At 67.4% G+C, this 24,336-nt stretch carries 19 protein-coding genes and 1 pseudogene; 15 read left to right on the top strand and 5 right to left on the bottom strand.

The features are described from left to right. A pseudogene (locus tag AC1KVE_RS18810) lies at positions 1-507 on the top strand (TonB-dependent receptor); the annotation flags it as partial. Between the two features lie 247 nt (positions 508-754). Continuing rightward, positions 755-1,855 (top strand): glycerophosphodiester phosphodiesterase, encoded by a 1,101-nt coding sequence (locus AC1KVE_RS18815; protein ID WP_481092492.1) that lies wholly within the window; start codon positions 755-757, stop codon positions 1,853-1,855. Between the two features lie 86 nt (positions 1,856-1,941). On the opposite strand, the gene AC1KVE_RS18820 is transcribed toward AC1KVE_RS18815, so the two are convergent. Next, positions 1,942-2,727, bottom strand: a complete 786-nt coding sequence (locus AC1KVE_RS18820) for a rhomboid family intramembrane serine protease (protein WP_046346131.1) — start codon at positions 2,725-2,727, stop codon at positions 1,942-1,944. A gap of 355 nt (positions 2,728-3,082) precedes the next feature. Continuing rightward, positions 3,083-4,039: a TerC family protein gene (locus AC1KVE_RS18825; RefSeq protein ID WP_016901852.1), complete on the bottom strand. Its 957-nt coding sequence runs from the start codon at positions 4,037-4,039 to the stop codon at positions 3,083-3,085. 261 nt (positions 4,040-4,300) lie between these two features. Here AC1KVE_RS18825 and AC1KVE_RS18830 point away from each other — a divergent pair, with 261 nt between their 5' ends. The 10 genes from AC1KVE_RS18830 to AC1KVE_RS18875 all read left to right on the top strand — a co-directional run bounded on the left by AC1KVE_RS18830 (position 4,301) and on the right by AC1KVE_RS18875 (position 17,469). Continuing rightward, positions 4,301-5,467: a class I SAM-dependent rRNA methyltransferase gene (locus AC1KVE_RS18830; protein ID WP_481092491.1), complete on the top strand. Its 1,167-nt coding sequence runs from the start codon at positions 4,301-4,303 to the stop codon at positions 5,465-5,467. 31 nt (positions 5,468-5,498) lie between these two features. Beyond that, positions 5,499-5,816, top strand: a complete 318-nt coding sequence (locus AC1KVE_RS18835; protein ID WP_039518152.1) for a hypothetical protein — start codon at positions 5,499-5,501, stop codon at positions 5,814-5,816. Positions 5,817-6,053: 237 nt separating this feature from the next. Beyond that, positions 6,054-7,307 (top strand): dipeptidase, encoded by a 1,254-nt coding sequence (locus AC1KVE_RS18840; RefSeq protein ID WP_481092490.1) that lies wholly within the window; start codon positions 6,054-6,056, stop codon positions 7,305-7,307. Positions 7,308-7,784: 477 nt separating this feature from the next. Then, a complete protein-coding gene (locus AC1KVE_RS18845) occupies positions 7,785-9,095 on the top strand; it encodes an MFS transporter (protein WP_481092489.1) in 1,311 nt (436 codons plus the stop codon). 25 nt (positions 9,096-9,120) lie between these two features. Beyond that, positions 9,121-10,290: a glycerate kinase gene (locus tag AC1KVE_RS18850; RefSeq protein WP_481092488.1), complete on the top strand. Its 1,170-nt coding sequence runs from the start codon at positions 9,121-9,123 to the stop codon at positions 10,288-10,290. A 161-nt stretch (positions 10,291-10,451) separates the two neighbouring features. Then, the gene (locus tag AC1KVE_RS18855; RefSeq protein WP_481092487.1) at positions 10,452-11,630 is read left to right on the top strand and encodes a sugar diacid recognition domain-containing protein; all 1,179 of its coding nucleotides are present in this window, start codon (positions 10,452-10,454) and stop codon (positions 11,628-11,630) included. 142 nt (positions 11,631-11,772) lie between these two features. Further along, a complete protein-coding gene (locus tag AC1KVE_RS18860) occupies positions 11,773-13,503 on the top strand; it encodes a sensor domain-containing diguanylate cyclase (protein WP_374057831.1) in 1,731 nt (576 codons plus the stop codon). 137 nt (positions 13,504-13,640) lie between these two features. After that, positions 13,641-14,033, top strand: coding sequence for a DUF2628 domain-containing protein (locus AC1KVE_RS18865; RefSeq protein WP_016902101.1), 393 nt, complete (start codon positions 13,641-13,643; stop codon positions 14,031-14,033). 577 nt (positions 14,034-14,610) lie between these two features. After that, on the top strand, positions 14,611-14,871 hold the full coding sequence (locus AC1KVE_RS18870; protein WP_481092486.1) for a hypothetical protein: 261 nt from the start codon (positions 14,611-14,613) through the stop codon (positions 14,869-14,871). Between the two features lie 120 nt (positions 14,872-14,991). Continuing rightward, positions 14,992-17,469, top strand: coding sequence for a GH92 family glycosyl hydrolase (locus tag AC1KVE_RS18875; protein WP_481092485.1), 2,478 nt, complete (start codon positions 14,992-14,994; stop codon positions 17,467-17,469). A gap of 457 nt (positions 17,470-17,926) precedes the next feature. Here AC1KVE_RS18875 and AC1KVE_RS18880 read toward each other — a convergent pair whose 3' ends face one another. After that, on the bottom strand, positions 17,927-19,342 hold the full coding sequence (locus AC1KVE_RS18880) for an amino acid permease (protein ID WP_039518183.1): 1,416 nt from the start codon (positions 19,340-19,342) through the stop codon (positions 17,927-17,929). Between the two features lie 180 nt (positions 19,343-19,522). Next, positions 19,523-19,903 carry a hypothetical protein gene (locus AC1KVE_RS18885; RefSeq protein ID WP_481092484.1) on the bottom strand — a complete coding sequence of 127 codons (381 nt, stop codon included), beginning with the start codon at positions 19,901-19,903 and terminating at the stop codon, positions 19,523-19,525. 258 nt (positions 19,904-20,161) lie between these two features. Here AC1KVE_RS18885 and AC1KVE_RS18890 point away from each other — a divergent pair, with 258 nt between their 5' ends. The 3 genes from AC1KVE_RS18890 (at position 20,162) to AC1KVE_RS18900 (ending at position 23,031) form a co-directional block, all read left to right on the top strand. After that, a complete protein-coding gene (locus tag AC1KVE_RS18890) occupies positions 20,162-21,745 on the top strand; it encodes a DNA recombination protein RmuC (protein WP_102252983.1) in 1,584 nt (527 codons plus the stop codon). Between the two features lie 182 nt (positions 21,746-21,927). Beyond that, entirely contained in the window at positions 21,928-22,332 is a 405-nt protein-coding gene (locus AC1KVE_RS18895) for a hypothetical protein (protein ID WP_209272085.1), read from the top strand. Positions 22,333-22,485: 153 nt separating this feature from the next. Further along, the gene (locus AC1KVE_RS18900; RefSeq protein WP_054592477.1) at positions 22,486-23,031 is read left to right on the top strand and encodes a glutathione peroxidase; all 546 of its coding nucleotides are present in this window, start codon (positions 22,486-22,488) and stop codon (positions 23,029-23,031) included. Between the two features lie 247 nt (positions 23,032-23,278). On the opposite strand, the gene AC1KVE_RS18905 is transcribed toward AC1KVE_RS18900, so the two are convergent. Beyond that, a complete protein-coding gene (locus AC1KVE_RS18905; protein ID WP_047129784.1) occupies positions 23,279-24,328 on the bottom strand; it encodes an MlaA family lipoprotein in 1,050 nt (349 codons plus the stop codon). Positions 24,329-24,336: the final 8 nt, after the last annotated feature.

A 24,336-nucleotide genomic window follows, 5' to 3' on the forward strand; every position in this document is an offset into this window, starting at 1 on the left:
TTCTTCAACGTGGGCTCGGTGAGCAGCCGCGGCGGCGAACTGACCGTGATCTGGAAGCCGACCAGCTACCTGCAGTGGTACAACTCGGCCTCGATCAACCGCTCGACCTACGACGACAACTACGTGCAGAACGGGGTGATCATTCCGACTGCCGGCAAGACCACGGTGGATACGCCCAAGCGTATGTTCGCCAGCGAAATCGCCTTCAACTACGCCAACTGGAACATCAACCTGCGCGGCAAGTACACCGGCCAGCGTTATTACACCTACACCAACGACCAGGGCTTCGGCGGTTACACCTCGTTCGATGCGGGCGCCGGGTACGACTTTGGCCAGGCCGGCGTGCTGCAGGGGCTCAAGCTCTCGCTCAACGTGACCAACCTCACCGACAAGCGCTATGCGTCCAACCTCACCGCGTTCGCCAACAGCGATCCGAATGGCCGTCAGCTGGCATTCCATGCCAGCGCGCCGCGGCAGGTGTTTTTGACCTTGGATGCCAAGTTCTGAGTTAGGGATTGGGGAGTCGGGATTGGGGATTGGTAACAGCGGGTCTTGTGGCTGCTGACTGATTTCCGGTGGCGATCGACGTGGATGGTTTTAGAGTGGCTGGCAAGACCTGTCGAGTGATTGTCGGGCGGATGCGACGATGCGAAGGTGCGGGATGCAAGGTCGTGCATCCCGCCTCGCTCATCGGCCGCGCTCGTCTGGCGGTCGTGCCGTGGTGTTGATGGCTGCTTTTTTGTTGGAGAAAGGCATGATGCAGTTCCACCGTGCGTTGGTGTTGGGAGCGATGATGGTCGGCATGAGCGGGCCCGCGTTGGCAGAGGCGCCGTTGGCGAAGACGGTGCAGATCTTTGCGCACCGTGGCGCCAGCGCGTTGCGCCCGGAACACACCCTGGCCTCGTATGCCAAGGCGATCGTCGATGGCGCCGATTTTGTCGAGCCGGACTTAGTGTCCACCAAGGATGGTGTGCTGGTGGCCCGGCATGAGAACGAGATCGGCGGCACCACCGACGTGGCCAGCCACCCGGAGTTCGCCGCGCGCAAGACCCGCAAGACCATCGATGGCCAGGCGATGGAAGGCTGGTTCACCGAAGACTTCACTCTTGCCGAATTGAAGACCTTGCGCGCGCGCGAGCGGTTGCCGCAGTTGCGCGGCACGCGTTGGGACGGGCAGTTTCAGATCGTCACCTTCGACGAGATCATCGATTTCGTCGCAGCCGAATCGGCAGCGACCGGGCGCACGATCGGGCTGATTCCGGAGATCAAGCACCCGAGCTATTTCAGTGCGCTGAATCTGGCGATGGAAGACAAGGTGCTGGCGAGCCTGCGTGCGCATGCCTACACGCAGACCGCGCCGGTGGTGATCCAGTCGTTCGAGACCGGCAACCTGCGTTACTTGCGCGGCAAGATCGGGCGCAACAGCACTATTCGCTTGCTGCAGCTGCTGGGCGGCGCGCAGATGGCGCTGCCCGATGCGGGCTTGGGCAACGCGCCGCGCACCTACGCGCAGATGATCACGCCCGAAGGGCTGAAGCAGGTTGCCGGCTATGCCGATGCGATCGGCCCGGACATCCGCAGCATCATTCCGCTGGATGCGCAGCAGCGCCTGGGCACGCCGACCAGCCTGGTGCACGACGCGCATGCGGCAGGACTGCAGGTGCAGCCGTATACCTTTCGCCCGGAGAATTATTTCCTGGCCGCCAACAACCGCAGCAGTGCTGCGGTGACCGAGCGCAACGAGGCCGGCGCATTGGCCGAGTTGAAGGCGTATCTGGATGCTGGTATCGATGCGTTCTTTGCCGATGATCCCGGCTTGGCGCGGCGTGCGTTGAGCGAGCGTGCAACGCGTTAAACGTTGGACGCATATGCGGTCTGTAGGAGCGCGCTGGCGCGCGATGAAGCGTTCCCGATAACGCTCCATCGCGCGCAAGCGCGCTCCTACGTCCCAGGTGGCCGTTCGCGTGGCGGGAAGTGCAGCACCACGTTCTGCGAGCCGTCTTCCTGGCGCTGCCACAGCACCGGCACCTGGCGTGGCGGCGGCGGTTCCAGCACGTCGCGTTCGGCGTTGCTGATCTCCCAGGCTGCGTCTTCGTCCTCGTCTTCCCAGCTGTAGCGCGGCCTGGCCTGCTGCGGGTCGCGCAGGCGCAGCAGCAGCGCGGCGATCAGGCCGGCCACCGCGCCGCCCAGATGCGATTGCCAGGACACACCGGCCTCGTGCGGCAGGATGGTCAGCAACATGCCGCCGTAGAACAGGAAGGCGATCATGCTGGTGGCAATCGCCGGGCGGTCGCGGCGCAGCAGGCCCAGCACGAACACCAGGAACATCAGCCCGTGGGTGACGCCGCTGGCACCCAGATGCCGGCTGCCGGGCTCGCCCAGCAACCACGCGCCCAGCCCCGAGCCCAGCCACAGCAACGGCAGCGCCAGGGCGGTGGCGCGCGGATACACGCTGCCGGCCAGCGTGCCCAGGATCAGCAGCGCGGCGGCGTTGGCGCCCAGATGCGCGAGCGAGCCGTGCAGCAGCGGTGCGGTGAGGATGCCGAGCAGGCCGTCGGCCTGCAGCGGTGCCACCGCCCAGGCGCGCCAGTCGAACATGCCCTGGGCGGTGAATACCGCCACCAGCAGCAACACGGCAGCCAGGCTGAAGTTGAAGGCACGCAAGACCCGGGAACGATCCAGGCGATCTTGCGAGGTGGCGTCGGCGGCAACAGGATGCGGTGTCATGCCTTCACGGATGGCGTCGCGCGGATGTTTTACAAGCCTGTCCGGCGCGGGATAAGCAGGCCCGACGACGGGATAATCCAGTTCCGCCACCGGTGATTGGCGCAGCGGCTCGCGTTGCATCACGCAGGTGGCCGAAGCGCGACACCCATTGGCTGCGGGCCCTTGCCCGCCCACCGTCGCGGGACACGCCCCAAGTACGTACTTGTAGGCGCCTACGCGGCATCCATGCCGCATAAGGTCCCGCGACGGTGGGCAGGCAAGGACCAGTCGAGATGGTCGGTGCGCTTGGTTGCGAGCAGCGCATGCGGCGCGGCCGTTCCCGATTCCCTAATCCCGATTCCCGACTCCCAGCCCCTCAGTGCCGAGCCGGCTTGGGCGGCCGCAGCAGGCTGAGCACGATGGTGAAGACCAGGATCACGATCACCACCGCCAGCGAGACCAGCACCGGGATCTTGTACAGATCGATGATCATCATCTTGGTGCCGATGAACACCAGGATCACCGCCAAGCCGTACGGCAGCAGGTGGAAGCGGTCGGCCATGCCGGCCAGCAGGAAGAACATCGCGCGCAGGCCCAGCACCGCGAACACGTTGGAGGTCAGCACGATGAACGGGTCGGTGGTGATCGCGAAGATCGCCGGGATGCTGTCCACCGCGAAGATCACATCGATCACCGCAATCAGGATCAGCACCACGAACAGCGGGGTGAACCAGCGCTTGCCGTCCTTGATCACGCTCAGCGCATGGCCGTGGTATTGCGGACTCAGGCGCAGATGGCCGCGCATCCAGCGCAGCACCGGGTTGGCTTCCAGGTCCGGCTCCTTGCCGGCGGAGAACCACATCTTGATGCCGGTCAGCAGCAGGAAGGCGCCGAACACGTACAGCAGCCAATGGAACTTGGTCAGCAGCACCGAACCGGCGAAGATCATGATCGCGCGCAGCACGATCGCGCCCAGCACGCCGATGATCAGCACGCGCTGGCGCTGCTCCTCGGGCACGCCGAAGTAGGTCATCACCATCAGGAACACGAAGATGTTGTCGACCGCCAGCGATTTCTCGACCAGGTAGCCGGTCAGGAACTCCAGCCCGATGCGGTCGGCCGCCGCATCGCCCATGCTGCCCTGCAGGTACCACCACAGGCCGGCGTTGAAGGCCAGCGCCAGCAGCACCCAGCCGATGCTCCACCAGGTGGCTTCCTTGAAGGTGACCTTGTGGGCACCGCCGTGGCGCATCAGCACCAGATCGACCAACAGCGCCACGATCACCACGATCGCGAAGCCGCCCCATAACCAGACATTGCCAATGGTTTGCATACAAGAATCCCGAAAGTGAAACGACCTGGACAGCCGGTGGGCTGAGGCCTTGTGACACGGAAATCGTGGATTCCGGGTGACGGACCTTCGCCTGCGCGGCGAAGGTCTCGCTCACAACCGGCCGGGCCGGTTGCCGTTGCACCGGAGCGCCTGATGGCAGGGCTCGTCATGACGGCGACAACGCTGGGAGCTACTCCCCTTCTGCAGCCGATTCTGCGTGCCCGGGGCAGGCACGTCAATCCAGCCGGATACAATGGGCGGATGAATACTCCTGTCCCCGTCGTCCGACTCAAGAATGCGTGGCGCTCCAGCCACCCGTGGATCTTCCAGAAGCTGGTGGAAAAGCCCGCCGCCAAGCCCAAACCCGGCACCATCGTCGATGTGGTCGGCGTGGACGGGGAGTGGGTCGGCCGCGGCTTCTACAACGGCCACTCGCGCATCGCCGTGCGCATCCTGGAGACCGACCAGGCGGTGCCGGTGGATGCGGGCTGGTTCTCGCGCAAGATCGCCGCGGCAGTGAGCCTGCGCCGCGACTGGCTCAAGCTCGACGCGGTGTCCGATGCCTGGCGCGTGGTGCACAGCGAAGGCGACGGCCTGTCCGGCCTGGTGGTGGACCGCTATGGCGATCTGGTGGTGGTGGAGTTCTTCGCCGCCGGCATGTTCCGCCACCGCGAATGGATCTACGAGGCGCTGCGCGAGCAGTTCCCGGGCTGCCGCTTCCACAGCTTCGCCGACGAACACGTGCAGAAGCAGGAAAGCTTCGATTTCCACGGCAACACCACCACCGAAGCGTCGGTGATCACCGAGTACGGCATCAAGTTCCGCGCCGACCCGGCCGGTGCGCACAAGACCGGCTTCTTTGCCGACCAGCGCGAGAACCGCCAGTGGCTGAGCGAGCAGGTCGAAGGCAAGAGCGTGCTGGACCTGTGCTGCAACACCGGCGGCTTTGCGGTGTATGCGGCTGCGCGCGGCGCGTCCGAGGTGCTGGGCGTGGACATCGACGAGGACGTGATCGCCATCGCCAAGGGCAACGCCAAGCTCAACAACGTGCGGCCGAAGTTCGTGCAGGCCGACATCTTCCCCTGGCTGCGCGATGCCTCCAACCGCGGCGAGCAGTTCGATGTGGTGATCCTGGACCCGGCCAAGATGACCCGCGACCGCGAGCAGGTGATTCCGGCGCTGAAGAAGTACCTGGACATGAACAAGCTGGCGCTGGGCGTGGTCAAGCCCGGTGGCCTGTTCGCCACCTTCTCGTGCACCGGGTTGGTGGCCGAACAGGAGTTCCTGGACATGCTGCGGCGGGCCTCGTATTTCTCCGGGCGCACCATCCAGATCCTGAAGATGGCCGGTGCCGGTCCGGACCACCCGTTCATGGCGCACGTGCAGGAATCGCGCTATCTGAAGGCTGTTTTCTGCCGCGTGATCTAGCGCGGCGATCACCCCCTGGAGCGGCCAGTCGATGACAGCGGACGATGAGGAACGCAAGGCGCTGAGCCGGTTGCTGCGCGAGATCGAGCGGCCCCATGCCAGTCTGTTGGCCAGCAACTGGCCGGTGTTCGGGGTGTGGCTGCTGTTCGCCGGCGCCTTCATGTACCTGTTCCAGACCGGCAACGGTTCGCCATTGCATCCGTTGCTGCTGGCGCTGGGCTCGACCTGCCTGGGCGTGCTCGGTGCCTGGATCGTGCTGCGCTCGGTGTGGGCGCGGCAGTGGCTGCACGTGCGCGAACACGTCGATGTCGAGAGCGTGCGCGCGCGTCTGGCCGAACTGGGCGATTGAACCCACACCTGGCCCCCGCACGCCATCGCCAGGCGAGCGGTCACGGTGGGCGACGCATGGATCCCTGCGTGCGGCTGCAAGCTTGGCGCGGCGTACAGACGTTGGCACTGCGCGCAATGTAATTTCGTGTGTATTTTTTCAGAGCCGCAATGTGCGCATCGCCTGCGCCGTGGCGCGTGCAGTACGCGTGCCGCAAGTCGTTATGATCCGGTGACCCCCACCTGGCTGTGAGATCGCATGCACCTGCACACGCTGTCTCTGTCTGTCTCGCTGTTGCTCGCCACCGCGCTGCCTGCCCACGCGCTGGAGTTTTCCAAGGCCGAACTGGCGCGCGCCACGGCGCTGCAAAAACGCCTGGTCACGCTGGATTCGCATCTGGACACGCCGGCCAACCTGGAGCGCCCCGATTTCGACGTGTTGCAGGCGCATGCCGGCAACCGGCTGTCGCAGGTGGATTACCCGCGCATGGTCGAAGGCGCGCTGGATGGCGGCTTCTGGGCGGTCTACACCGCGCAGGGCAATCGCAGTGCGGCCGCGCACCTGGACGATCGCGATGCCGGTCTGCAGCGCTTGTTGAAGATCCACACGCTGCTGGCCGCGCAACCGCAGCGCTTCGCCTTCGCCACCACGCCCGCCGATGCCGCGCGCATCAAGGCCGCTGGCAAGCGCGTGGTGTACATCAGCATGGAAAACGCCAGCCCGCTGGTGGCCGACCCCACGCTGCTGCGCTTCTATTACGCGCAGGGCCTGCGCCTGATGAGCACCGTGCATTTTCTCAACAACGAGTTCGCCGACTCGGCCACCGACCCCAAGGGGCCGGAGTGGAAGGGCCTGAGCCCGGCCGGCAAGCAATTGGTGCAACAGGCGCAGGCGCTGGGCATCGTGATCGACCAATCGCATGCCTCCGATGCGGTGTTCGACCAGTTGATCGCACTGTCGCCGGTGCCGATCGTGCTCTCGCACAGCGGCGCGCGTGCGGTGTTCGACCATCCGCGCAATATCGACGACGCGCGGCTGAAGGTGCTGGCCGAGCACGGCGGGGTGATCCAGGTGAATTCCTACGGCGGCTATCTGGTCGATAGCGGCGCCAGCCCCGAGCGCAAGGCCGCCGAGAAGGCGCTGACCGAGCAATACGGCGGCTGGGAGCACATCAAGATCGCCGACGGCACGGCCCTGAGCGCCGCGCTCAAGGACCTGGATGCGCGCTATCCGATCAAGCGCGCCACCGAGGAGGATTTCTTCGCCCATCTGGAGCATGTGCTCAAGGTGGTCGGGCCCGAGCACGTGGGCATCGGCATGGACTGGGACGGCGGCGGTGGCGTGGTCGGCCTGGAAGACGTCTCCGACCTGCCGCGCATCACCGCCTGGCTGCTGCGCAAGGGCTACACCGAGCAGCAGATCGCCGGCATCTGGGGCGGCAACCTGCTGCGGGTGATGGGACAGGCGCAGGCGTATGCGGTGGGGAATGGGGAATCGGGAGTGGGGAGGTAGTGCTGGGATTGGGGAGTCGGGATTCGGGATTCGCAAGGCCGAGGCGGTCTGTCGTGCGGGCTGGGTGCTGCGTCGGGCTTGGCGGTGAGGCGCCAGATTGGTTGTTGGTGCAGGGCTGGGGTAGAGGCGCGTTGCTGCTGCGGGCTTCTTCGCCGGATGGGCTGATTGGGGCGCGCGCGGAGTGCGCCGGCACTAGTTGTCAGCCAGGTGGTTGGGTGGCGGGTCGCCGTCGCAGCATCGGGATGGTCAGCCTTGTACCAACATCATGGTTGCTGCAGCGTTCCGAGCCTCGCACACGCTCGGGACACCTGATGTGGATTTGGGCATTTGCACAAAAACCCACGTCCGCTTGCCCGCAGACAGGTAGCAGGCTGACGATGCTTCCGGGAAAAAGCTCCAACTAGAATGCGCCGACCCCTGTGTGGTGCCGGTGCCAGCACTGCGCGCCGGTGGGCCCACCGACTGCTGGAGCGTGCGATGACCCAAGCCACCCGGCCACTGCCGCCCCCCGATGGCATGGCCCCGACCTACCGCAAGATCCTGTGGCGGCTGATCCCGTTCCTGTTCGTCTGCTACCTGTTCAACTACCTGGACCGGGTCAACGTGGGCTTCGCCAAGCTGCAGATGCTCGGCGATCTGGGCATGAGCGAGACCGTGTACGGGCTGGGTGCGGGCATCTTCTTCATCGGCTACCTGGCCTGCGGGGTGCCGAGCAATCTGATCCTGCAGCGCATCGGTGCGCGCCGCTGGGTGGCGATCATGATGGTCAGCTGGGGCCTGCTGTCGACCTGCCTGATGTTCGTGCGCACGCCGGCCGGCTTCTACACCCTGCGCCTGCTCACCGGCGCGGCCGAGGCCGGCTTCTTCCCCGGCATCGTGCTGTACCTGACGCGCTGGTTTCCGCGCGCCCAGCATGGCCGGGTCATGACCGTCTTCATGTCGGCCATCCCGATCTCCGGCGTACTGGGCGGGCCGTTGTCGGGCTGGATCCTCGGCCATTTCTCGGCCGGGCAGGGTGGCCTGGCCGGCTGGCAGTGGATGTTCCTGCTGCAGGGCCTGCCGACCGTGCTGCTGGGCATCGGGGTGTGGTTCCTGCTCAGCGATGGCGTGCAGCAGGCCACCTGGCTGGACCCGCAGGAGAAGCAGGCACTGACCCGCGCGCTGGCCGCAGACGAAGCCGGCAAGCCGGCCGGCGCCTCCAGCTCGCTGGGCGCGGTGCTGCGCAATCCGGCGGTGTGGATGCTGGGCACGGTGTACTTCTGCATCCAGAGCGGGGTGTATGCGATCAACTTCTGGCTGCCCTCGATCATCCAGGGCAGCGGCGTTACCGACCCGAGCCGGATCGGCCTGATGAGCGCCATTCCGTACCTGGCCGCGGCGGTGTTCATGCTGCTGATGGGGCGCTCGGCCGACCGCCGCCGCGAGCGCCGCTGGCATCTGGTGATCCCGTTGCTGATGGGGGCGGCCGGGCTGTGCATCGCCGCCAGCGTCACCGACAACCTGGCTCTGGCCCTGTTCGGCATGACCCTGGCCACGATGGGCGCGGTCAGTGGGCTGCCGTTGTTCTGGCCGCTGACCAACGGATTTCTCACCGCCGCCGCCGCGGCCGGTGGGCTGGCGCTGATCAACTCCACCGGCCAGGTCGCCGGCTTCGTCAGCCCGTACCTGGTGGGCTGGATCAAGGACGCCACCCACAGCACCGAGCTGGCGCTGTACGTGCTGGCCGGGGCCATGCTGCTGGGCGCCGCGCTGGTGCTGCGGGTGCCGGCACGCGCGGTGAACCAGTGATGCGTCCGTCCCAGCGAGTGTGCCCATGAAGATCGTCATCGCCCCCGATTCCTACAAGGAAAGCCTGTCCGCACTGGAGGTGGCCACCCAGATCGAGGCCGGCTTCCGCGAGGTGTTCCCCGACTGGCAGTACCGCAAGGTGCCGGTGGCCGATGGCGGCGAAGGCACGGTCGATGCGCTGGTGGCGGCCACCGGCGGGCGGGTGATCGACTGCACGGTCAGCGGCCCGCTCGGCACCCCGGTGCAGGCGTTCTTCGGCCTGACCGGCGACGGCCGCACCGCGGTGATCGAAATGGCCGCCGCCAGCGGCCTGGCACTGGTGCCGCCGGCCGAGCGCGCGCCGCTGCGCACCAGCACCGCGGGCGTGGGCGAGTTGATCCTGGCCGCGCTGGATGCCGGCGCGCGCCGCTTCATCATCGGCATCGGCGGCAGCGCCACCAACGACGGCGGCGCCGGCCTGGCGCAGGCGTTGGGCGTGCGGCTGCTGGATGCGCAGGGCGAGTCGATCGGCCCCGGTGGCGGCGCGCTGGCGACGCTGGCGCGGATCGATACCCAGGACCTGGACCGGCGGCTGCAGGACTGCCAGTTCGAAGTGGCCTGCGATGTGGACAATCCGCTGATCGGCCCGACCGGCGCCTCGGCAGTGTTCGGCCCGCAGAAGGGTGCCACCCCCAGCATGGTGCGCCAGCTCGACAGCAACCTGCAGCGCTACGCCGATGTGCTGCAACGCGACCTGGGACTGCGCCTGCACGACCTGCCCGGCGGCGGTGCGGCCGGCGGCCTGGGCGCGGCGCTGGTGGCGTATCTGGGCGCGCAGTTGCGGCCCGGCGTGGAAATCGTGGCGCAGGCGCTCGGGCTGGATGCCCTGGTCGCCCAGGCCGATCTGGTCATCACCGGCGAAGGCCGCCTGGACAGCCAGAGCCTGCACGGCAAGACCCCGGTGGGCGTGGCGCGGCTGGCGCAGCGCCACGGCAAGCCGGTGATCGCCATCGCCGGTTGCCTGGGCAATGGCGCTGCGCTGCTGCACGGGCACGGCATCGACGCGATGTTTGCGGTGGTGCATCGCGCCTGCACGGTTGAGCAGGCGCTGGCCGAAGCCGCCAGCAACGTGCGCATCGCCGCACGCAATGTGGCCGCGGCGTTGCAGGTGGGCCGGGCCTTGGCGCAGTTGCCTGCGCGTGCAGCCACGCGCTGACGGCAGCGCGCGGGATGCCGTGCGCAGGCTGTGCCACGCGGTCGCCACGTGATCCACTGATGCTGCCTGCCTGATGCATGCGCGCACAGGACGGGGCACCGCCATGCAGCACCGAACATGCCACCGTGTCCTCCCCGATCGCGTCAACAGACCCCTCGCCCATGCTCACGCTCGACCGCACCCTGGCGCAGTCCATCGTCGACCGCGCGATGACCATCATCGACGGCAACGTCAATGTGATGGACCACACCGGCGTCATCATCGCCAGCGGCGAACCGGCGCGCATCGGTCAGCTGCACGAGGGTGCGCTGCTGGTACTGTCCAGGCAGGGCCGGGTGGAGATCGACGCGGCGCTGGCCCAGCAGCTGGATGCGGTTCGCCCGGGCGTCAACCTGCCGCTGATCGCCGATGGCCGCATCGTCGGCTGCGTCGGGCTGACCGGCGACCCGCAGCGGATCGGGCAACAGGCCGAACTGGTGCGCATGGCCGCCGAAGCGATGCTGGAACAGGCCGGCCTGCTGCGCCTGCTGGCCCGCGATGCGCGCCTGCGCGAGGAAGTCACGCTCGGCCTGATCCGCGCCGACGGGCCGACCCCGGCACTGGCCGGCTGGGCCGAACGGCTCGGCATCGCGCTCGATCTGCCGCGCGTGGCGGCGGTGATCGAAGTGGAAAGCGACACCCTCGACCTGGACGCGATGCTGGTGGAACTGCAGCGCCTGCACACGCTGCTGTCCACGCCCGAACGCGGCAACCTGATCGCCGCCACCGCGCTCAACGAACTGGTGGTGCTCAAGCCCGCACTGGACCGCCGCGGCCACTGGGATGTGGACGAACAACGCCGCCGCGCCCACACCTTGCTCGAGCGCATGCGCGCCAGCAGCCCGCTGCGGATCCGCCTCGCGCTGGGGCAGTACATCCCGCAGCCCGGCGGGCTGGCGCTGTCGCACCAGATCGCGCGCACCACCATGCGCATCGGCAAGGCGCGCGCGCCGCAGGCCGATGCGTTCTTCTACGACGACCATCGCCTGCCGGTGCTGGTGGACGACCTGCGCCAGGCCTGGCAGGCCGAGGAACTGCGCAAGCCGCTGCAGGCGCTGCTGGCCCAGGACCGCCGCGGCGACCTGGTGCAGACGCTGTCGGTGTGGTTCGGCGCCGGCATGCGCATGGCGCCCACCGCCAAGGCACTGGCCATCCACCGCAATACGCTGGATTACCGCATGCAGCGCATCGCAGAACTCTGCGGCGTGGACCTGCGCAATACCGACGACTGCGTGCGCCTGTATCTGGCCTTGCAGATGCGCGACGACAGCGCGGCAAGCGGGACCGAGCCCATCCAGTGACGGAGCGTGTGGGCTGCGCACAAGGCATCTTCTGTGCGATGGCGCACGCAACGCTGCGTTAGCAGGTATGTTCGGTCCGCTAGACTGAGCGGATTGCCCGGGGGACCAAGCGAGCATTTCATTGAGCCACTGCGACGCCGTCGTGTCATCCACCTCCCGCGAGGCCGAGCGGCTGTCGCGTCTGGCGCTGTTGCAGGTCGTCGATACCGATGCCGAGCCGTTCTTCGATGCGCTGGCCGCCGCCGCGCAGGCGATCGCCGGCACGCCGATCGCGCTGGTGTCGCTGGTGGACGAACATCGCCAATGGTGGAAGGCCAATATCGGCCTGCCCGATGCCAGCGAAACCCCACGCGAACTCGCGTTCTGCGCCTACACCATCCAGGACGATGCGGTGATGGAAGTACGCGATGCGCCGGCCGATCCGCGCTTTCGCGACAATACGCTGGTCACCGATGCGCCGGGGATCCGTTACTACGCCGGCGCGCCGATCGTGTTGTCCGACGGCTTGCGCATGGGCACGGTGTGCGTGATCGACCAGCGCCCGCGCGCGCTGGAGCCGGCGCAACTGGCCGCCTTGCAGCAGCTGGCCCGGGTTGCCGCCGAAGGCCTGGAGCAGCGCCGGCTGATGCTGGAACGCCAGGCCGCCAACGAACAGCTGCAGCAACGCCTGCGCGAGAGCGAGGCGTTCCTGGAGCGCACCGGCCGGGTCGCCGGCGTCGGCGGCTGGGAAGTGGACGTGGCCAGCGGCGCCCTGACCTGGTCGGACCAGACCTGCCGCCTGCACGATCTGCCGGCGGGCTACCGGCCGACCCTGGCCGAAGGGATCGGCTTCTATCCGCTCGATGCGCGCGCGGTCATCACCGAGGCGGTCGAGGCCTGCGTGCGCGATGGCACGCCCTGGGATCTGGAACTGCCGCTGGTCAGCGCCACCGGCCGGCAGCTGTGGGTGCACAGCACCGGCTCGATGGAGCATGTGGACGGACGCACCCGTCTGATCGGCGCGATCCAGGACGTCACCGACCGCCATCGCGCGGTGGATGCGCTGGCCGCCAGCGAGCGCAAGTTCCGCAACATGTTCCAGTACAGCCTGGGCCTGATCTGCACTCACGACATGGATGGCCGCCTGATCAGCGTCAATCCGGCCGCCGCGCGCTCGCTGGGCCGCAGCGTGGAGGGCATGGAAGGCCGCTCGTTGCTGGAATTCGTCCGCCCCGAGCTGCATGCCGCCCTGCACGGCTATCTGTCGCGGATGGTGCTCGACGGCCAGGACGCCGGCGTGATCGAGCTGGTCGCCAGCGATGGCAGCCTGCGCCACTGGCAGTACCGCAACGTGCTGGACGTGGAGGCCGACGCCACCATCGTGCTGGCGCACGCCCAGGACATCACCAACCAGTACCAGCAGGAGAAGCAGCTGCTGGAATGGTCGTTCACCGACCCGCTCACCAACTGCTACAACCGCCGCTTCCTGGACGAGCTCGACAAGCGCGACCCCAGCGTGCGCTGGGGCTGCATCGTGGTGGATCTGGACAAGTTCAAGCTGGTCAACGACACCCATGGCCACCAGCGCGGCGACGAGGTGCTGGTGCAGATGGCCTGGTTCCTCAACCAGCCGCTGCGCACCCAGGACCGTCTGGTCCGCCTGGGCGGCGACGAATTCCTGGTGCTGCTGCATCAACCCACCCAGCCGCAGCTGGCGGCCCTGGTGCGCGACTACATGGCCGCCATCGACGAGGCGCCAATCCGGTTCACCCTGGGTACCGCCCTGCGCAACGACGGCGAAGCGCTGGCGGCGGTGGTCGACCGCGCCGACCACTCGCTGTATGCGCTGCGCCGGGCGCGCCGCGGCACCGGCCTCAGCGACCAGCGTGAATAACGCGCGCTGCACCGCTGCAAGCGGCCACTGCCGAAGCTGATCGGCGGCTGACCCCGTCTTCCGTCCGGCGCCCGCAAACGTGTCCGGTGAATACGCGATCGCCTATCATGTAACCGTTTTCAACTACATGGTTTGGAATGGACACCTTCGATCGCACCCAGCTCAGTCCCAAGTGGCAGTTCCGTTTCGACTTCTTCGACCGGCACGGTGGCCCCAAGGACCCCAGTTACAAGAACGCACTGAAGACCTTGAGCTTTGGTGAGAAGGTCAAGGTCGGCATGAACTTCTATGCCTTCTTCTTCGGCGTCATCTACTTCTTCATCATCGGCCTGTGGCGCAAGGCGTTGAGCCTGATCGGCATCAGCGTCGTGGTGAGCATCGTGGCCTCGTTCCTGCCGGCCGCGTTTCAGAATGTGCTGTGGCTGCCGCTGTCGTTGTTGACCGGCATGATCGCCAACTACGCCTATTACCTGGACAAGGTGAAGGGCAGCACCAGCTGGAACCCGTTCGAAGGCATGCGCTGGATCTGAGCAACTGCGTCACCGGCGCGTCGGCCCCTCCCGCCGCCACGCCAGCGTCGCCAAGCCCGGTCACTGACCGGGCTTTTTTTATGGGCCAACCAAATCCCCGGGATCCAGCCCCTCTCCCCCCGGGGGCGATAAGGCACAGCTTCCGCGCCACCGGCGCGCGTGCCTGGGAGCGCCCGCGCTGCCAGCGCGGGCCGGGGCGCGGAGCGGGGGGTGGGGGTGAGGATCCGTCCCCCGACGCGCAACACGCCCAGGCGCACGCCCCTCAACCGACCGCGCGCAACGCAGCCAAATCACCCCAAGCCAGCTCATCCGTCAGCACAACTGACACGCTTCAAAACTGCTGCACCCGGCCACGCGCAGCAGCCTGATTCAAAACGCCTAAAACACCGAAAAACTGCCAGAGCCCGCACACTTTGCTGCGCCGCGGTGTGCAGCCGTGGGTCGGGAATGCTTAATCTTTGCCAACCGATGACACAAAGCGGCACAGGATTTAGATCGATCCAAGTACGCCATTCCCCCGCAAGCGTTTGAAGACGAAGTCTTTCCGTCGTACCACCGCCCTCGACGAGACGCTTGAATGACCGATTACCGCCGTTGTCGCCCGCAGCAGCTGTACCGTGCCGTGCTGCTCGTATTGCCGTCGCCCCTGTCCGCCCTGGCCCAGCAGGCCGGTGCCCCGCAACAACTCGATGCCGTCACCGTGACCGGTTCGCGCATCAAGCGCGTCCAGGTCGAAGGACCGGCGCCGGTGCAGATCATCGGCTCCGAGGAGATCCGCAGCCGCCTGTTCAGCCCGGTCGGACGCGAGATCGCGGCAGAATACGTGTTCGATTTCTGAGCCGCTGCCAATCCGTCGCAAGCCGCCGTCAGGCGGATATCGACCGGTCGCCGCGTCCGGGCCGTCGGCACGCGTCATCCACCTGCGGCCTCGCCCGCTCTCTCCCCCGAGGTGTCCTGCATGCCCTTCGCCGTTGCATCCGATCGCTCTTCGTCGCATTTCCCATCAACGCCGCGGTGGCGCCGCGCCGCCGCCGGCCTGTGCCTGCTCGGCATGGCGGTGTGCGCGCCGCTGGCCGCGCAGGACCCGGCGCAGGTCAACACCTTCATCGGCAGCAAGGACGACGGCAACACCTTCCCCGGTGCCTCGGCGCCGTTCGGCCTGGTCCAGGTCAGCCCGATCGGCGCGCACTACGCCGGCTGGCGCTACGACGACCCCAGCATCCGCGGCTTCGGCCATTCGTTCCTGTCCGGGGCCGGCTGCTGGGAGCAGGGCGGGCAGGTCTCGGTGCTGCCGGTCACCGGCCGCATCGGCCCGGGCGGCGACTTCGACACCGGTGACGCCAAGGCCTTCGACCAGAAGCGCTACGCCGCCCGCTACACCCATGACGGCGAAGTCGGCCAGGCCGGCTACTACAAGGTGCGGCTGACCGACTACGGCGGCATCGACGCCGAAGCCACTGCGCTCACCCGCGCCGCCGCCGAGCGCTACACATTCGCCCCCGGCGCCGACACCGGGCATGTGCTGGTCAACCTGGGCCAGGCCAACGACCGCCACGCGGTGATCGGCAGCCAGCTGCAGGTGGTCGGCGACCGCGTGGTCGAAGGCAAACTGACCACGCAAAGTTTCTGTGGCGGCCATGAATACACCACCTGGTTCCGGCTGGAATTCGACCGCCCGTTCACCGCGCACGGGGTGTGGGGCGAAGACGGCGGCGTGCCCGATGCGCGCCACGGCATGGGCGGCGAACTCAAGCCCAATGGTGCCTGGCTCAGTTTCCCGCTGGGCAACAACAAGAACGCGCGCGCAGTGACCGTGGTCAGCGCCATCTCGCACGTGGATGCCGAAGGTGCACGCAACAACCTGCGCGCCGACGGCATGCTCGACGGCAAGCTGCTGGGCCTGGAGCAGATGCGCCAGCGCGCGCAACAGGCCTGGCGCAAGCAGCTGGCCAGCCTGCAGCTGGATGGCGCCAGCAACGACGATCGCAGCGTGGCCTACACCGCGCTGTATCACGCCCTGCTGCAGCCGCTGACCGGCAGCGATGCCGATGGCCGCTATCGCGGCTTCGACGATGCGATCCATCGCGCCGATGGCTGGACCTACTACGAGTATTTCTCGCTGTGGGACACCTATCGTTCGCAGAACCAGCTGCTCGCCTTGCTGCAGCCGGCGCGCGCGCGCGACATCGGCCGCTCGCTGCTGGCGATCCATCAGCAAGGCGGCTGGCTGCCGCGCTGGGGCTATGCCAACTTCGATACCAACATCATGACCGGCGACCCGGTGACCCCGTTCCTGGTTGACCTGTGGCGCTTCGGCGCGCTGCAGGACAACCAGGCGCAGGCGTACGCAGCGCTGCGCAAGAACGCCTTCGAGCAACCGCCAATCAACTCGCGCCACGCCGGCCGTTCCGGCAACGCCAGCTACCTGGCCAACGGCTTCGTGCAGTACGACCGCGCGTTTCCGTCCAAGGGCATGGACGTGGACCCGCACCACGGCGGTTCGGCCACGCTGGAATACGCGCTGGCCGACTGCGCGCTGGCACAGATGGCGCAGGCACTCGGCCACCCCGACGACAGCGCGCTGCTGCGCAAACGCGGCGGCAACTGGCATAACGTCTGGGACGCCGGCGTGCGCGATGCCGACACCGGCTTCAGCGGCTTTCCACGGCCGCGGCTGGAAGACGGCAGCTGGTACGCCCCCTCGGACGATCGCTACAGCCCGCGCTCGCAGCACGGCTTCCACGAAGGCACCGCCTGGCAATACCAGTGGCTGGTGCAGCAGGACATCCCCGGCATGCTGCAGGCCATGCACGGCAGCGAGCAGGCCGGCCAACGCCTGGATGCCTTCTTCGCCTACGACGACCTGCTGAAGGACCCGCTCAACGCCGCGCGCACGCACTGGGTGGTCGGCCCGTACAGCTACTACAACCAGTACCGCTACAACCCCAACAACGAACCGGACCTGCACGCACCGTGGATGTACACGTTGATCGGCCAGCCGTGGAAGACCGCCACCGTGGTGCGCGCCGCCCAACAGCTGTTCACCAACGCGCCCAACGGCGTCACCGGCAACGACGACCTCGGCACGATGTCGGCCTGGTACCTGTTCAGTGCCCTGGGCCTGTATCCGGCGGTGCCGGGCAGCGGGCAGTTCCTGCTGCATGCCCCGCGCTTCAAGCGGGCCACGCTGGACCTGGGCAACGGCAAGCGCCTGCGCATTGACGCCCCCGGCGCCGACGGCCGCGCGCTGCAATACGTGGACAGCGTGCGCTTCAACGGCGCACCGCAGCGGCAGGTGTTCCTGGACTGGGCCCAGCTGCAGCAGGGCGGCACGCTGTCGTTCGCGCTGACCAGGCAGCCCCCGACCCAGGGCTGGGGCACGCAGGCGGATGCACTCCCAACCTCGTTCTGCGCCACGCCTGCAGCCGCGCCTTGAGCCAACGCTCCTCCCCGGGTTGCGGGGAGTGCGAGGGAAAGCCCTGACGTCGCCGGAGCATGAGCTAAAGCCCCTCTCCTGCGGGGCGATAAGGCACAGCTTGCGCGCCACTGGCGCGCGTGCCTGGGAGCGCCCGCGCCGCATGCGTGGGCCGGGGCGCGGAGCGTGGGTGGGGTGAGGGTAGGGAGCGGAGCCCCTGACCAAGTTGGATAACACCAGGCGTCGCCCGTCCCCTCATCCAGCCCCTCGGGCCACCTTCTCCCGATGGGAGAAGGCAGTGGTCAGCGTGCATCCGCAAGCCGTCGTGCAGCACGGGACGGCTACCGCCAGGACTTTCCCATCGACGATTCAAGCTTGAAGGCGCGTGGCGACGCGTTCGTCAGGCATGGCACTGAAAGATATCTGGGGCGCCCCTCATCCGGCCCCTCGGGCCACCTTCTCCCGATGGGAGATGGAACTAGCCAACCTTCGCCAACCGGCTATTCCGCCGCCCATAGGCCACATACACCACCACGCCCAATACGTTCCAGACCAGGAACCAGCCCTGCGTGGTGCTGGGCAGGCTCCAGAACAGGTACAGGCAGCCCAGGATCGCCACCGGCCCCACCACCCACGCCAGCGGCGTGCGGAAAGCCCGCGCACGCGTCGGCTCGCGCACGCGCAGCACCAGCAGGCACGCCGCCACTGCGGTGAACGCAGCCAGGGTGCCGGCGTTGGCCAATGCGGCAATTTCATCCAGGCGTGCCACACCGGCCAACGCGGCCACCAGCACCGCCGTGAACAAGGTGATCGCCACCGGTGTGCCGGTGCGCGCGTTGACCTTGGACAAGCCGCGCGGCAACAGGCCATCGCGCGACATCACGAAGAAGATGCGGCTCTGCCCGTACAGAAACGCCAGCAGCACCGTCGGCAGCGCGATGATCGCCACCGCGCCGATCACCAACGCCGCCTTGCCGTGGCCGAGTTCGCGCATGATCAGTGCCAACGGCTCGGGGCTCTTGCCGAACACGGTGAAGCTCATCGCGCCCACCGCCGACAACGCCACCAGCACATAGATCAGCGTGCAGCCGATCATCGAACCGACGATGCCGATCGACAGATCGCGGCCCGGGTTCTTGGTCTCCTCGGCCGCGGTGGAGATCGCATCGAAGCCATAGAACGCGAAGAAGATGATCGCCGCCGCCGCCATCACCCCGCGCTCCACGCCATCCGGGCCAGCGGTCTTGGGGAAGCCATACGGCATGAACGGCTGCAGGTTGGCACTGTCGAAGGCCGGCAACGCGATCGCCACGAACACGCCCAGCGCCACGATCTTCAGCACCACCAGCACCGCATTGAGCGTGGCGCTTTCCTTGGTGCCGGCCATCAGCATGCCGGCCACCAGGAAGGTGATCACCACCGCCGGCAGGTTGACGATGCCGCCGGCGTGCGGCCCGGCCACCAGGGCATGCGGCAGGTTGACCCCCAACCACTGCAGGAAGCCGACGAAATAGCCCGACCAGCCCACCGCCACCGTGCTCACCACCAGCGAGTACTCCAGCACCAGGCTCCAGCCCACCACCCAGGCGATGCTCTCGCCGAGCGCGGTGTAGCTGTAGGTGTAGGCGCTGCCGGCGGCCGGCATCATCGTGGCCATCTCCGCATACGCCAGCGCCGCGCAGGCGCACACGATGCCGGCGGCCACAAACGACAGCAGCACCGCCGGGCCGGCCTTGTCCGCGCCCACCCCGATCAACGTATAGATGCCGGTGCCGACGATCGCGCCGATACCCAGCGCGATCAGATGCGGCCAACTCAGGCTGCGGACCAGTTGCCGACCGGCCTCGTGCACGGTGACCTGATCGATGGATTTGCGCCTGAGCCAAGACGACATGCGGACCTCGCGGGAATCAAAGAATTCCCGAGTGTCGCCCAACGCGCTGCAGCAAAGCTATCGGTCCGAGGTCATGCGTCGGTGCGGGCATGGCAGCGCAGGCACGCCCACCGCCTTCTGTGAGCGCGCGCCACACCTCGCCGTTCCCTGGTCAAACGCGACCGCCCCGCACAATCTCGCTCACTCAACCGACGGGCGATGCGGTGGACGCACATGGCGATAGACCAACTGCACCGCCCACGCGCCCACCAGGCCCACCGCACCGGCGGCAAAGTGGGTCCAGTCGAGCAGGCGTGGCGCCGCCCCGTTGGCATCATGCCCCCAGAAGTTGAACCACAGCAGCACCAGTGCGGTAACCCCGATCCCGATCCAGAACCACAGCCGCGTGCCGCCGATCGCATAGAACCCGAACGGCAACGCCGCACCGATCAAGAAGTGCACCGGGAAGAAATACGCCGTGCCGTATGGCCGCATCAGGTACCACACGATTGCCGCAAAGCTGCCGAGAAACCCGAACAGGCCCAGCGCGAACAGACGGGTTTGGTTGGTGGCAGTGGTCATCAGCTGGCCTGGCAGGAACGAAGCCCCACCCTAGCCATGCGCAGGTCACGTTGAGGTCAATGCGCTGCGAGCAGCCTGCAACTCCATCACCGCGGCGGTGTCTGGCCCGCTTTGCGCAGCGGTTGCAGGCATCTGCGCGAAGTGGCTCCCGACGTGCTGCGTTGGCGCAGTGCGCGTCACCCAACTGCGCCCGGCAGCCGCCGCCGGCCGGCAAGCCGCTGACGCAGCCCCTGCGACCGGCCCGGCTACACTGCGCACATGTCATCCGAATCCCTGATCCTTCTCGGACTGCTCGTCGCAGTCCTGGTGTTGCAGCTGATCGCGCTGCTGCGACGTCCTTCCACCAGCGGCCTGGAGCTGGCGCTGCGCGCCGAGCAACGCGACGGCCGCGGCGAATTGCGCGAGCAACTCGAAGGCCTGGCGCGGCAGCAGGATGGCCGCCTGGAAACCTTCGCGCGCAATCTCACCGAACTGTCCACGCGCACCGACCAGCGCCTTGACCTGTTGCGCGACGCGCTCGGCGAAGATGCCCGCAAGGCCCGCGAAGAAAGCGCCCTGGCGCAACAACGCACCGGCGAATTGCTGACGCTGCGGCTGACCGAATTGCGCACCCAGCTCGACGGTTTCGGCCAGCAGCAGGAAACCCGCATCCAGGTGTTCGGCCAGCAACTGACCGAGCTGATCGCACGCACCGACACCCACATGGCCGCCTTGCGCGATGCGCTGGCCGAAGACTCCCGCAAGGGCCGGCAAGAGGCCGGCGAGTCGCAGCAGCGCTTCACCGAGGCCTTGGGCCAACGTCTGACCGAACTCACCCAGCGCAACGAACTGCGCATCGGCGAAATGCGCGCCACGCTGGAACAACAGCTGGCCAACCTGCAGAACGACAACGCCAGCAAGCTCGAACTGATGCGCGCCACCGTCGACGAAAAACTGCAGACCACGCTCAACACGCGCCTGGATGCCTCCTTCAAGCTCGTTTCCGAACGCCTGGAGCAGGTGCAGCGCGGTCTGGGCGAAATGCAGCAGCTGGCCACCGGCGTGGGCGATCTCAAGCGCGTGCTGACCAACGTCAAGGACCGCGGCGGCTGGGGCGAGGTGCAGCTGGAGAACATCCTCGAGCAGACGCTGACGATGGAGCAGTACGCGCGCAGCGTGCGGGTCAGGCCCGACAGCGCCGAAGCCGTGGATTTTGCGATCCGCCTGCCGGGGCGTGGCGACGACACCGTGGTGTGGCTGCCGGTCGATGCCAAATTCCCGCGCGAGGACTACGAGCGCCTGATCGATGCGCAGGAAAAGGGCGACCTGGATGCGATCAAGAATTCGACCGCCCAGCTGGAACGCGCCATCCGTATCCAGGCCAAGTCGATCAGCGACAAGTACGTCTGCCCGCCGCAGACCACCGACTTCGCAGTGATGTTCCTGCCGACCGAAGGCCTGTACGCCGAAGTGATCCGCCGCGCCGGCCTGGTCGACCTGCTGCAGCGCGAACATCGCGTGGTGCTGGCCGGCCCGACCACGTTCACCGCCCTGCTCAACAGCCTGCAGATGGGCTTCCGCACGCTGGCGATCGAGAAGCGCTCCAGCGAGGTCTGGCAGGTGCTTGGCGCGGTGAAGAGCGAGTTCGGCAAGTTCGCCGGCATTCTCGAAAAGGCCGAGCGCCAGATCAGCACGGTCGGCAAGAGCCTGGGCGAAGCCAGCCGCAAGACCCGCACCATCGAACGCCGCCTGCGCGGCGTGGAAACCCTGGCCAGCGAACAGTCCCAGGCGTTGCTGGACGATCCCGGCAGCGACGACACCGGAAGCAGCAGCGAAGACGACGGCAACGACGAGCAGGAGTGATCCATTGCGTAAGGCGATGCCACACGCCATGACGTAGGAGCGCACCCGGGCGCGACCAGGCATTACCGATAACGCCTCATCGCGCCCGGGTGCGCTCCTACCAACGCAGGCCTCCGGCGAGTCCTCCTGCGCCGATAGCGAGCACGCCGCGCAGACATCGCCACCGCGATGCTGGTACCCACCTGGTTCAAGACGAGAGTTTCAACATGGCAAGCCGATGGATCCACGCAGTGCTCTGCGCGCTGCTGTTGACCGCATGCAGCAATACCCCGGCGACCAGGTCGGGCGCTGCGGCGGACGCCCCGCAGCCTCCGCGCGCCGTTTCCGCCGACGCTGCCGACTGCACGGCAAAGGGCGGGCAGCTGCGTCCGGTCGGCCGCATGCAGACGGTGCGTTGCGTGGTGCCGTACGCCGATGCCGGCAAGACCTGCAGTGACAACTCCGACTGCAGCGGCGATTGCCTGGCCACCAGCATCGTGCCGACCGGCACCGCGACCTCAGGCACCTGTCAGCGCGACAGCGACCGCTTCGGTTGCCGCCAGGAAGTGATTGGCGGCATGGGCCAGGCCGCGTTGTGCATCGATTGATGGCTGCGAACAGGGTCAAGCGCGCGCACAGGCCGTTTAGTCGATCGGCCTGTGCGCGTCACGTCAGATAACTGCAAGCGCCATGAGCCAGCGGCATCGCTCGCTCCACCCTGGCGGTTTATGCTTTCGGCTCCACCTGTCCAGGACGCACCGATGAGCCAGACGCTGTACGACATTCCTGTGGCCCGCATCGACGGTGAGCCCGCCACGCTGGCCGACTATCGCGGCAAGGTGTTGCTGGTGGTCAACGTCGCCTCCAAGTGCGGGCTGACCCCGCAGTACGAAGGCTTGCAGGCGCTGTATCGCGACAAGCAGGCACAGGGGCTGGAAGTGCTGGGCTTTCCGGCCAACGACTTCAAGGGACAGGAGCCGGGCAGCGAGGCGGAGATTGCGCAGTTCTGCCAGCTCACCTACGACGTGAGCTTTCCGATGTTTTCCAAGATCGCCGTCACCGGCGCCGAAACCCATCCGCTGTATCAGGCATTGACCAATGCCCGCCCCCAGGCCACCGGCGATGGCCCGATGCGCGAAAAGCTGGCCGGCTACGGCATTACACCCAACCCGGCACCGGGCGTGTTGTGGAACTTCGAGAAATTCCTGATCGGCCGCGACGGCCAGGTCATCGATCGCTTCGCCCCCGACGTGCCGGCAGACGATGCGCGCCTGCGTGCAGCAGTGGATGCGGCGCTGGCGGCGTAGCACCTGGCGCGGTGGCGAACTGATTTGATCCGCGTCGCTGCGATCGCTGTTTATATTGCCGGTGATCTGCGCCATCTAAGGGGAAGGCCTTGCCGGCGGAGTTCCCTCCACGCGCGATCGCGGCCCGGACGGTGCTCCAGCTACCCCAGCCGCCACCGTCAGCCGGAAGGCCGTAAAAGACCAGCGCACAAAAAAGCCCGGGATCGCTCCCGGGCTTTGTATTCATCCAAACCGCAAGCTCAACAGATCAACGGATCCACTGCGGGATCGGCATCGCATCCACCGGCACGGTGCTGTCCTTGTCCTCGCGCAGGTAGTCGGGCAACTCGTTGTCCTTCTCGCGATGGCTGCGCAGATCGCGCACGATCTGGTAGTTGCGGCGCTGCATCCATGCATCGCGGGTCAGCGCGTACTCGTCCGGTGCCTGGTCGCGCAGCGAATCCAGCGACATCAGTTGCGAGCGCGTATCCACCAGCTGCAAACCCTGCAGGGCGAAGCGCGCACCGCTGTCGTCGACCTGGCGCAACGGCGACAGCGGAATGTCGCCGCCCAGGCCGAAGGTATCGCGCACGGTGCGCGGGCCGAACAGCGGCAACTCGAAGTAGCGCGAATTGCGCCAGCCCCATACACCCAGGGTCTGGCCGAAGTCCTCGCTGCGGCGCGGGATGCCCGCCGCGGAGGCCGGGTCGAACAGACCGGCCACGCCCAGCGTGGAATTCATCACGAAGCGGCCCAGCGACTGCACCGCATACACCGGGTGGCCCTGCAGCAGCTGATTGACCATGGTCAGCGGCGTGCCGAGATTGTCGAAGAAGTTGGTCACGCCCAGGCGGGCCGGACGCGGCACCACCTTGGTATAGCCGGTGGCCAACGGACGCGCCACGCCGCGGTCCACCGCCAGGTTGAAGCGGTGCATGCCGCGGTTGTAGCGCTCCCACGGATCGTAGGACGGCGCGTCACCGGGTTGTGCCGGTGCACCGTTGGCGCCGGCCTGCGGGGTGGTGGGGCCGTAGAGCGCAGCGAAGTCGTCCTCGGCCGAGGTAGGGGCACCGGCCGTGCCGGCATCGGCGCTGGTCTGCTCGGCAGGCGCCGCCGCGGTGGCCGGCAGGGCGTCGGGGGCGGCAAAGCCGGCGGCGGCCGGCTGCGCGGTCACACCGGCATCGTCGCGTGCCGGCGCGGGCGTCGCATCCGGTGCGGGCGCGGCAGCGGCCGCAGGCGGTGCGGGCTTCGGAGCATGGCTGGCACAGGCGCCAAGCAGCAGGCAGGCCAACAGGGAAAGGGGGCGAAGCTGGGTCATGGGGTGGC

The organism is Xanthomonas sp. NCPPB 2864, from assembly GCF_056675615.1.

Coding starts and splice junctions, on each gene's coding strand:
- AC1KVE_RS18815 (WP_481092492.1), top strand. CDS start 755: ATGATGCAGTTCCACCGTGCGTTGGTGTTGGGAGCGATGATGGTCGGC.
- AC1KVE_RS18820 (WP_046346131.1), bottom strand. CDS start 2,727: ATGACACCGCATCCTGTTGCCGCCGACGCCACCTCGCAAGATCGCCTG.
- AC1KVE_RS18825 (WP_016901852.1), bottom strand. CDS start 4,039: ATGCAAACCATTGGCAATGTCTGGTTATGGGGCGGCTTCGCGATCGTG.
- AC1KVE_RS18830 (WP_481092491.1), top strand. CDS start 4,301: ATGAATACTCCTGTCCCCGTCGTCCGACTCAAGAATGCGTGGCGCTCC.
- AC1KVE_RS18835 (WP_039518152.1), top strand. CDS start 5,499: ATGACAGCGGACGATGAGGAACGCAAGGCGCTGAGCCGGTTGCTGCGC.
- AC1KVE_RS18840 (WP_481092490.1), top strand. CDS start 6,054: ATGCACCTGCACACGCTGTCTCTGTCTGTCTCGCTGTTGCTCGCCACC.
- AC1KVE_RS18845 (WP_481092489.1), top strand. CDS start 7,785: ATGACCCAAGCCACCCGGCCACTGCCGCCCCCCGATGGCATGGCCCCG.
- AC1KVE_RS18850 (WP_481092488.1), top strand. CDS start 9,121: ATGAAGATCGTCATCGCCCCCGATTCCTACAAGGAAAGCCTGTCCGCA.
- AC1KVE_RS18855 (WP_481092487.1), top strand. CDS start 10,452: ATGCTCACGCTCGACCGCACCCTGGCGCAGTCCATCGTCGACCGCGCG.
- AC1KVE_RS18865 (WP_016902101.1), top strand. CDS start 13,641: ATGGACACCTTCGATCGCACCCAGCTCAGTCCCAAGTGGCAGTTCCGT.
- AC1KVE_RS18870 (WP_481092486.1), top strand. CDS start 14,611: ATGACCGATTACCGCCGTTGTCGCCCGCAGCAGCTGTACCGTGCCGTG.
- AC1KVE_RS18875 (WP_481092485.1), top strand. CDS start 14,992: ATGCCCTTCGCCGTTGCATCCGATCGCTCTTCGTCGCATTTCCCATCA.
- AC1KVE_RS18880 (WP_039518183.1), bottom strand. CDS start 19,342: ATGTCGTCTTGGCTCAGGCGCAAATCCATCGATCAGGTCACCGTGCAC.
- AC1KVE_RS18885 (WP_481092484.1), bottom strand. CDS start 19,903: ATGACCACTGCCACCAACCAAACCCGTCTGTTCGCGCTGGGCCTGTTC.
- AC1KVE_RS18890 (WP_102252983.1), top strand. CDS start 20,162: ATGTCATCCGAATCCCTGATCCTTCTCGGACTGCTCGTCGCAGTCCTG.
- AC1KVE_RS18900 (WP_054592477.1), top strand. CDS start 22,486: ATGAGCCAGACGCTGTACGACATTCCTGTGGCCCGCATCGACGGTGAG.
- AC1KVE_RS18905 (WP_047129784.1), bottom strand. CDS start 24,328: ATGACCCAGCTTCGCCCCCTTTCCCTGTTGGCCTGCCTGCTGCTTGGC.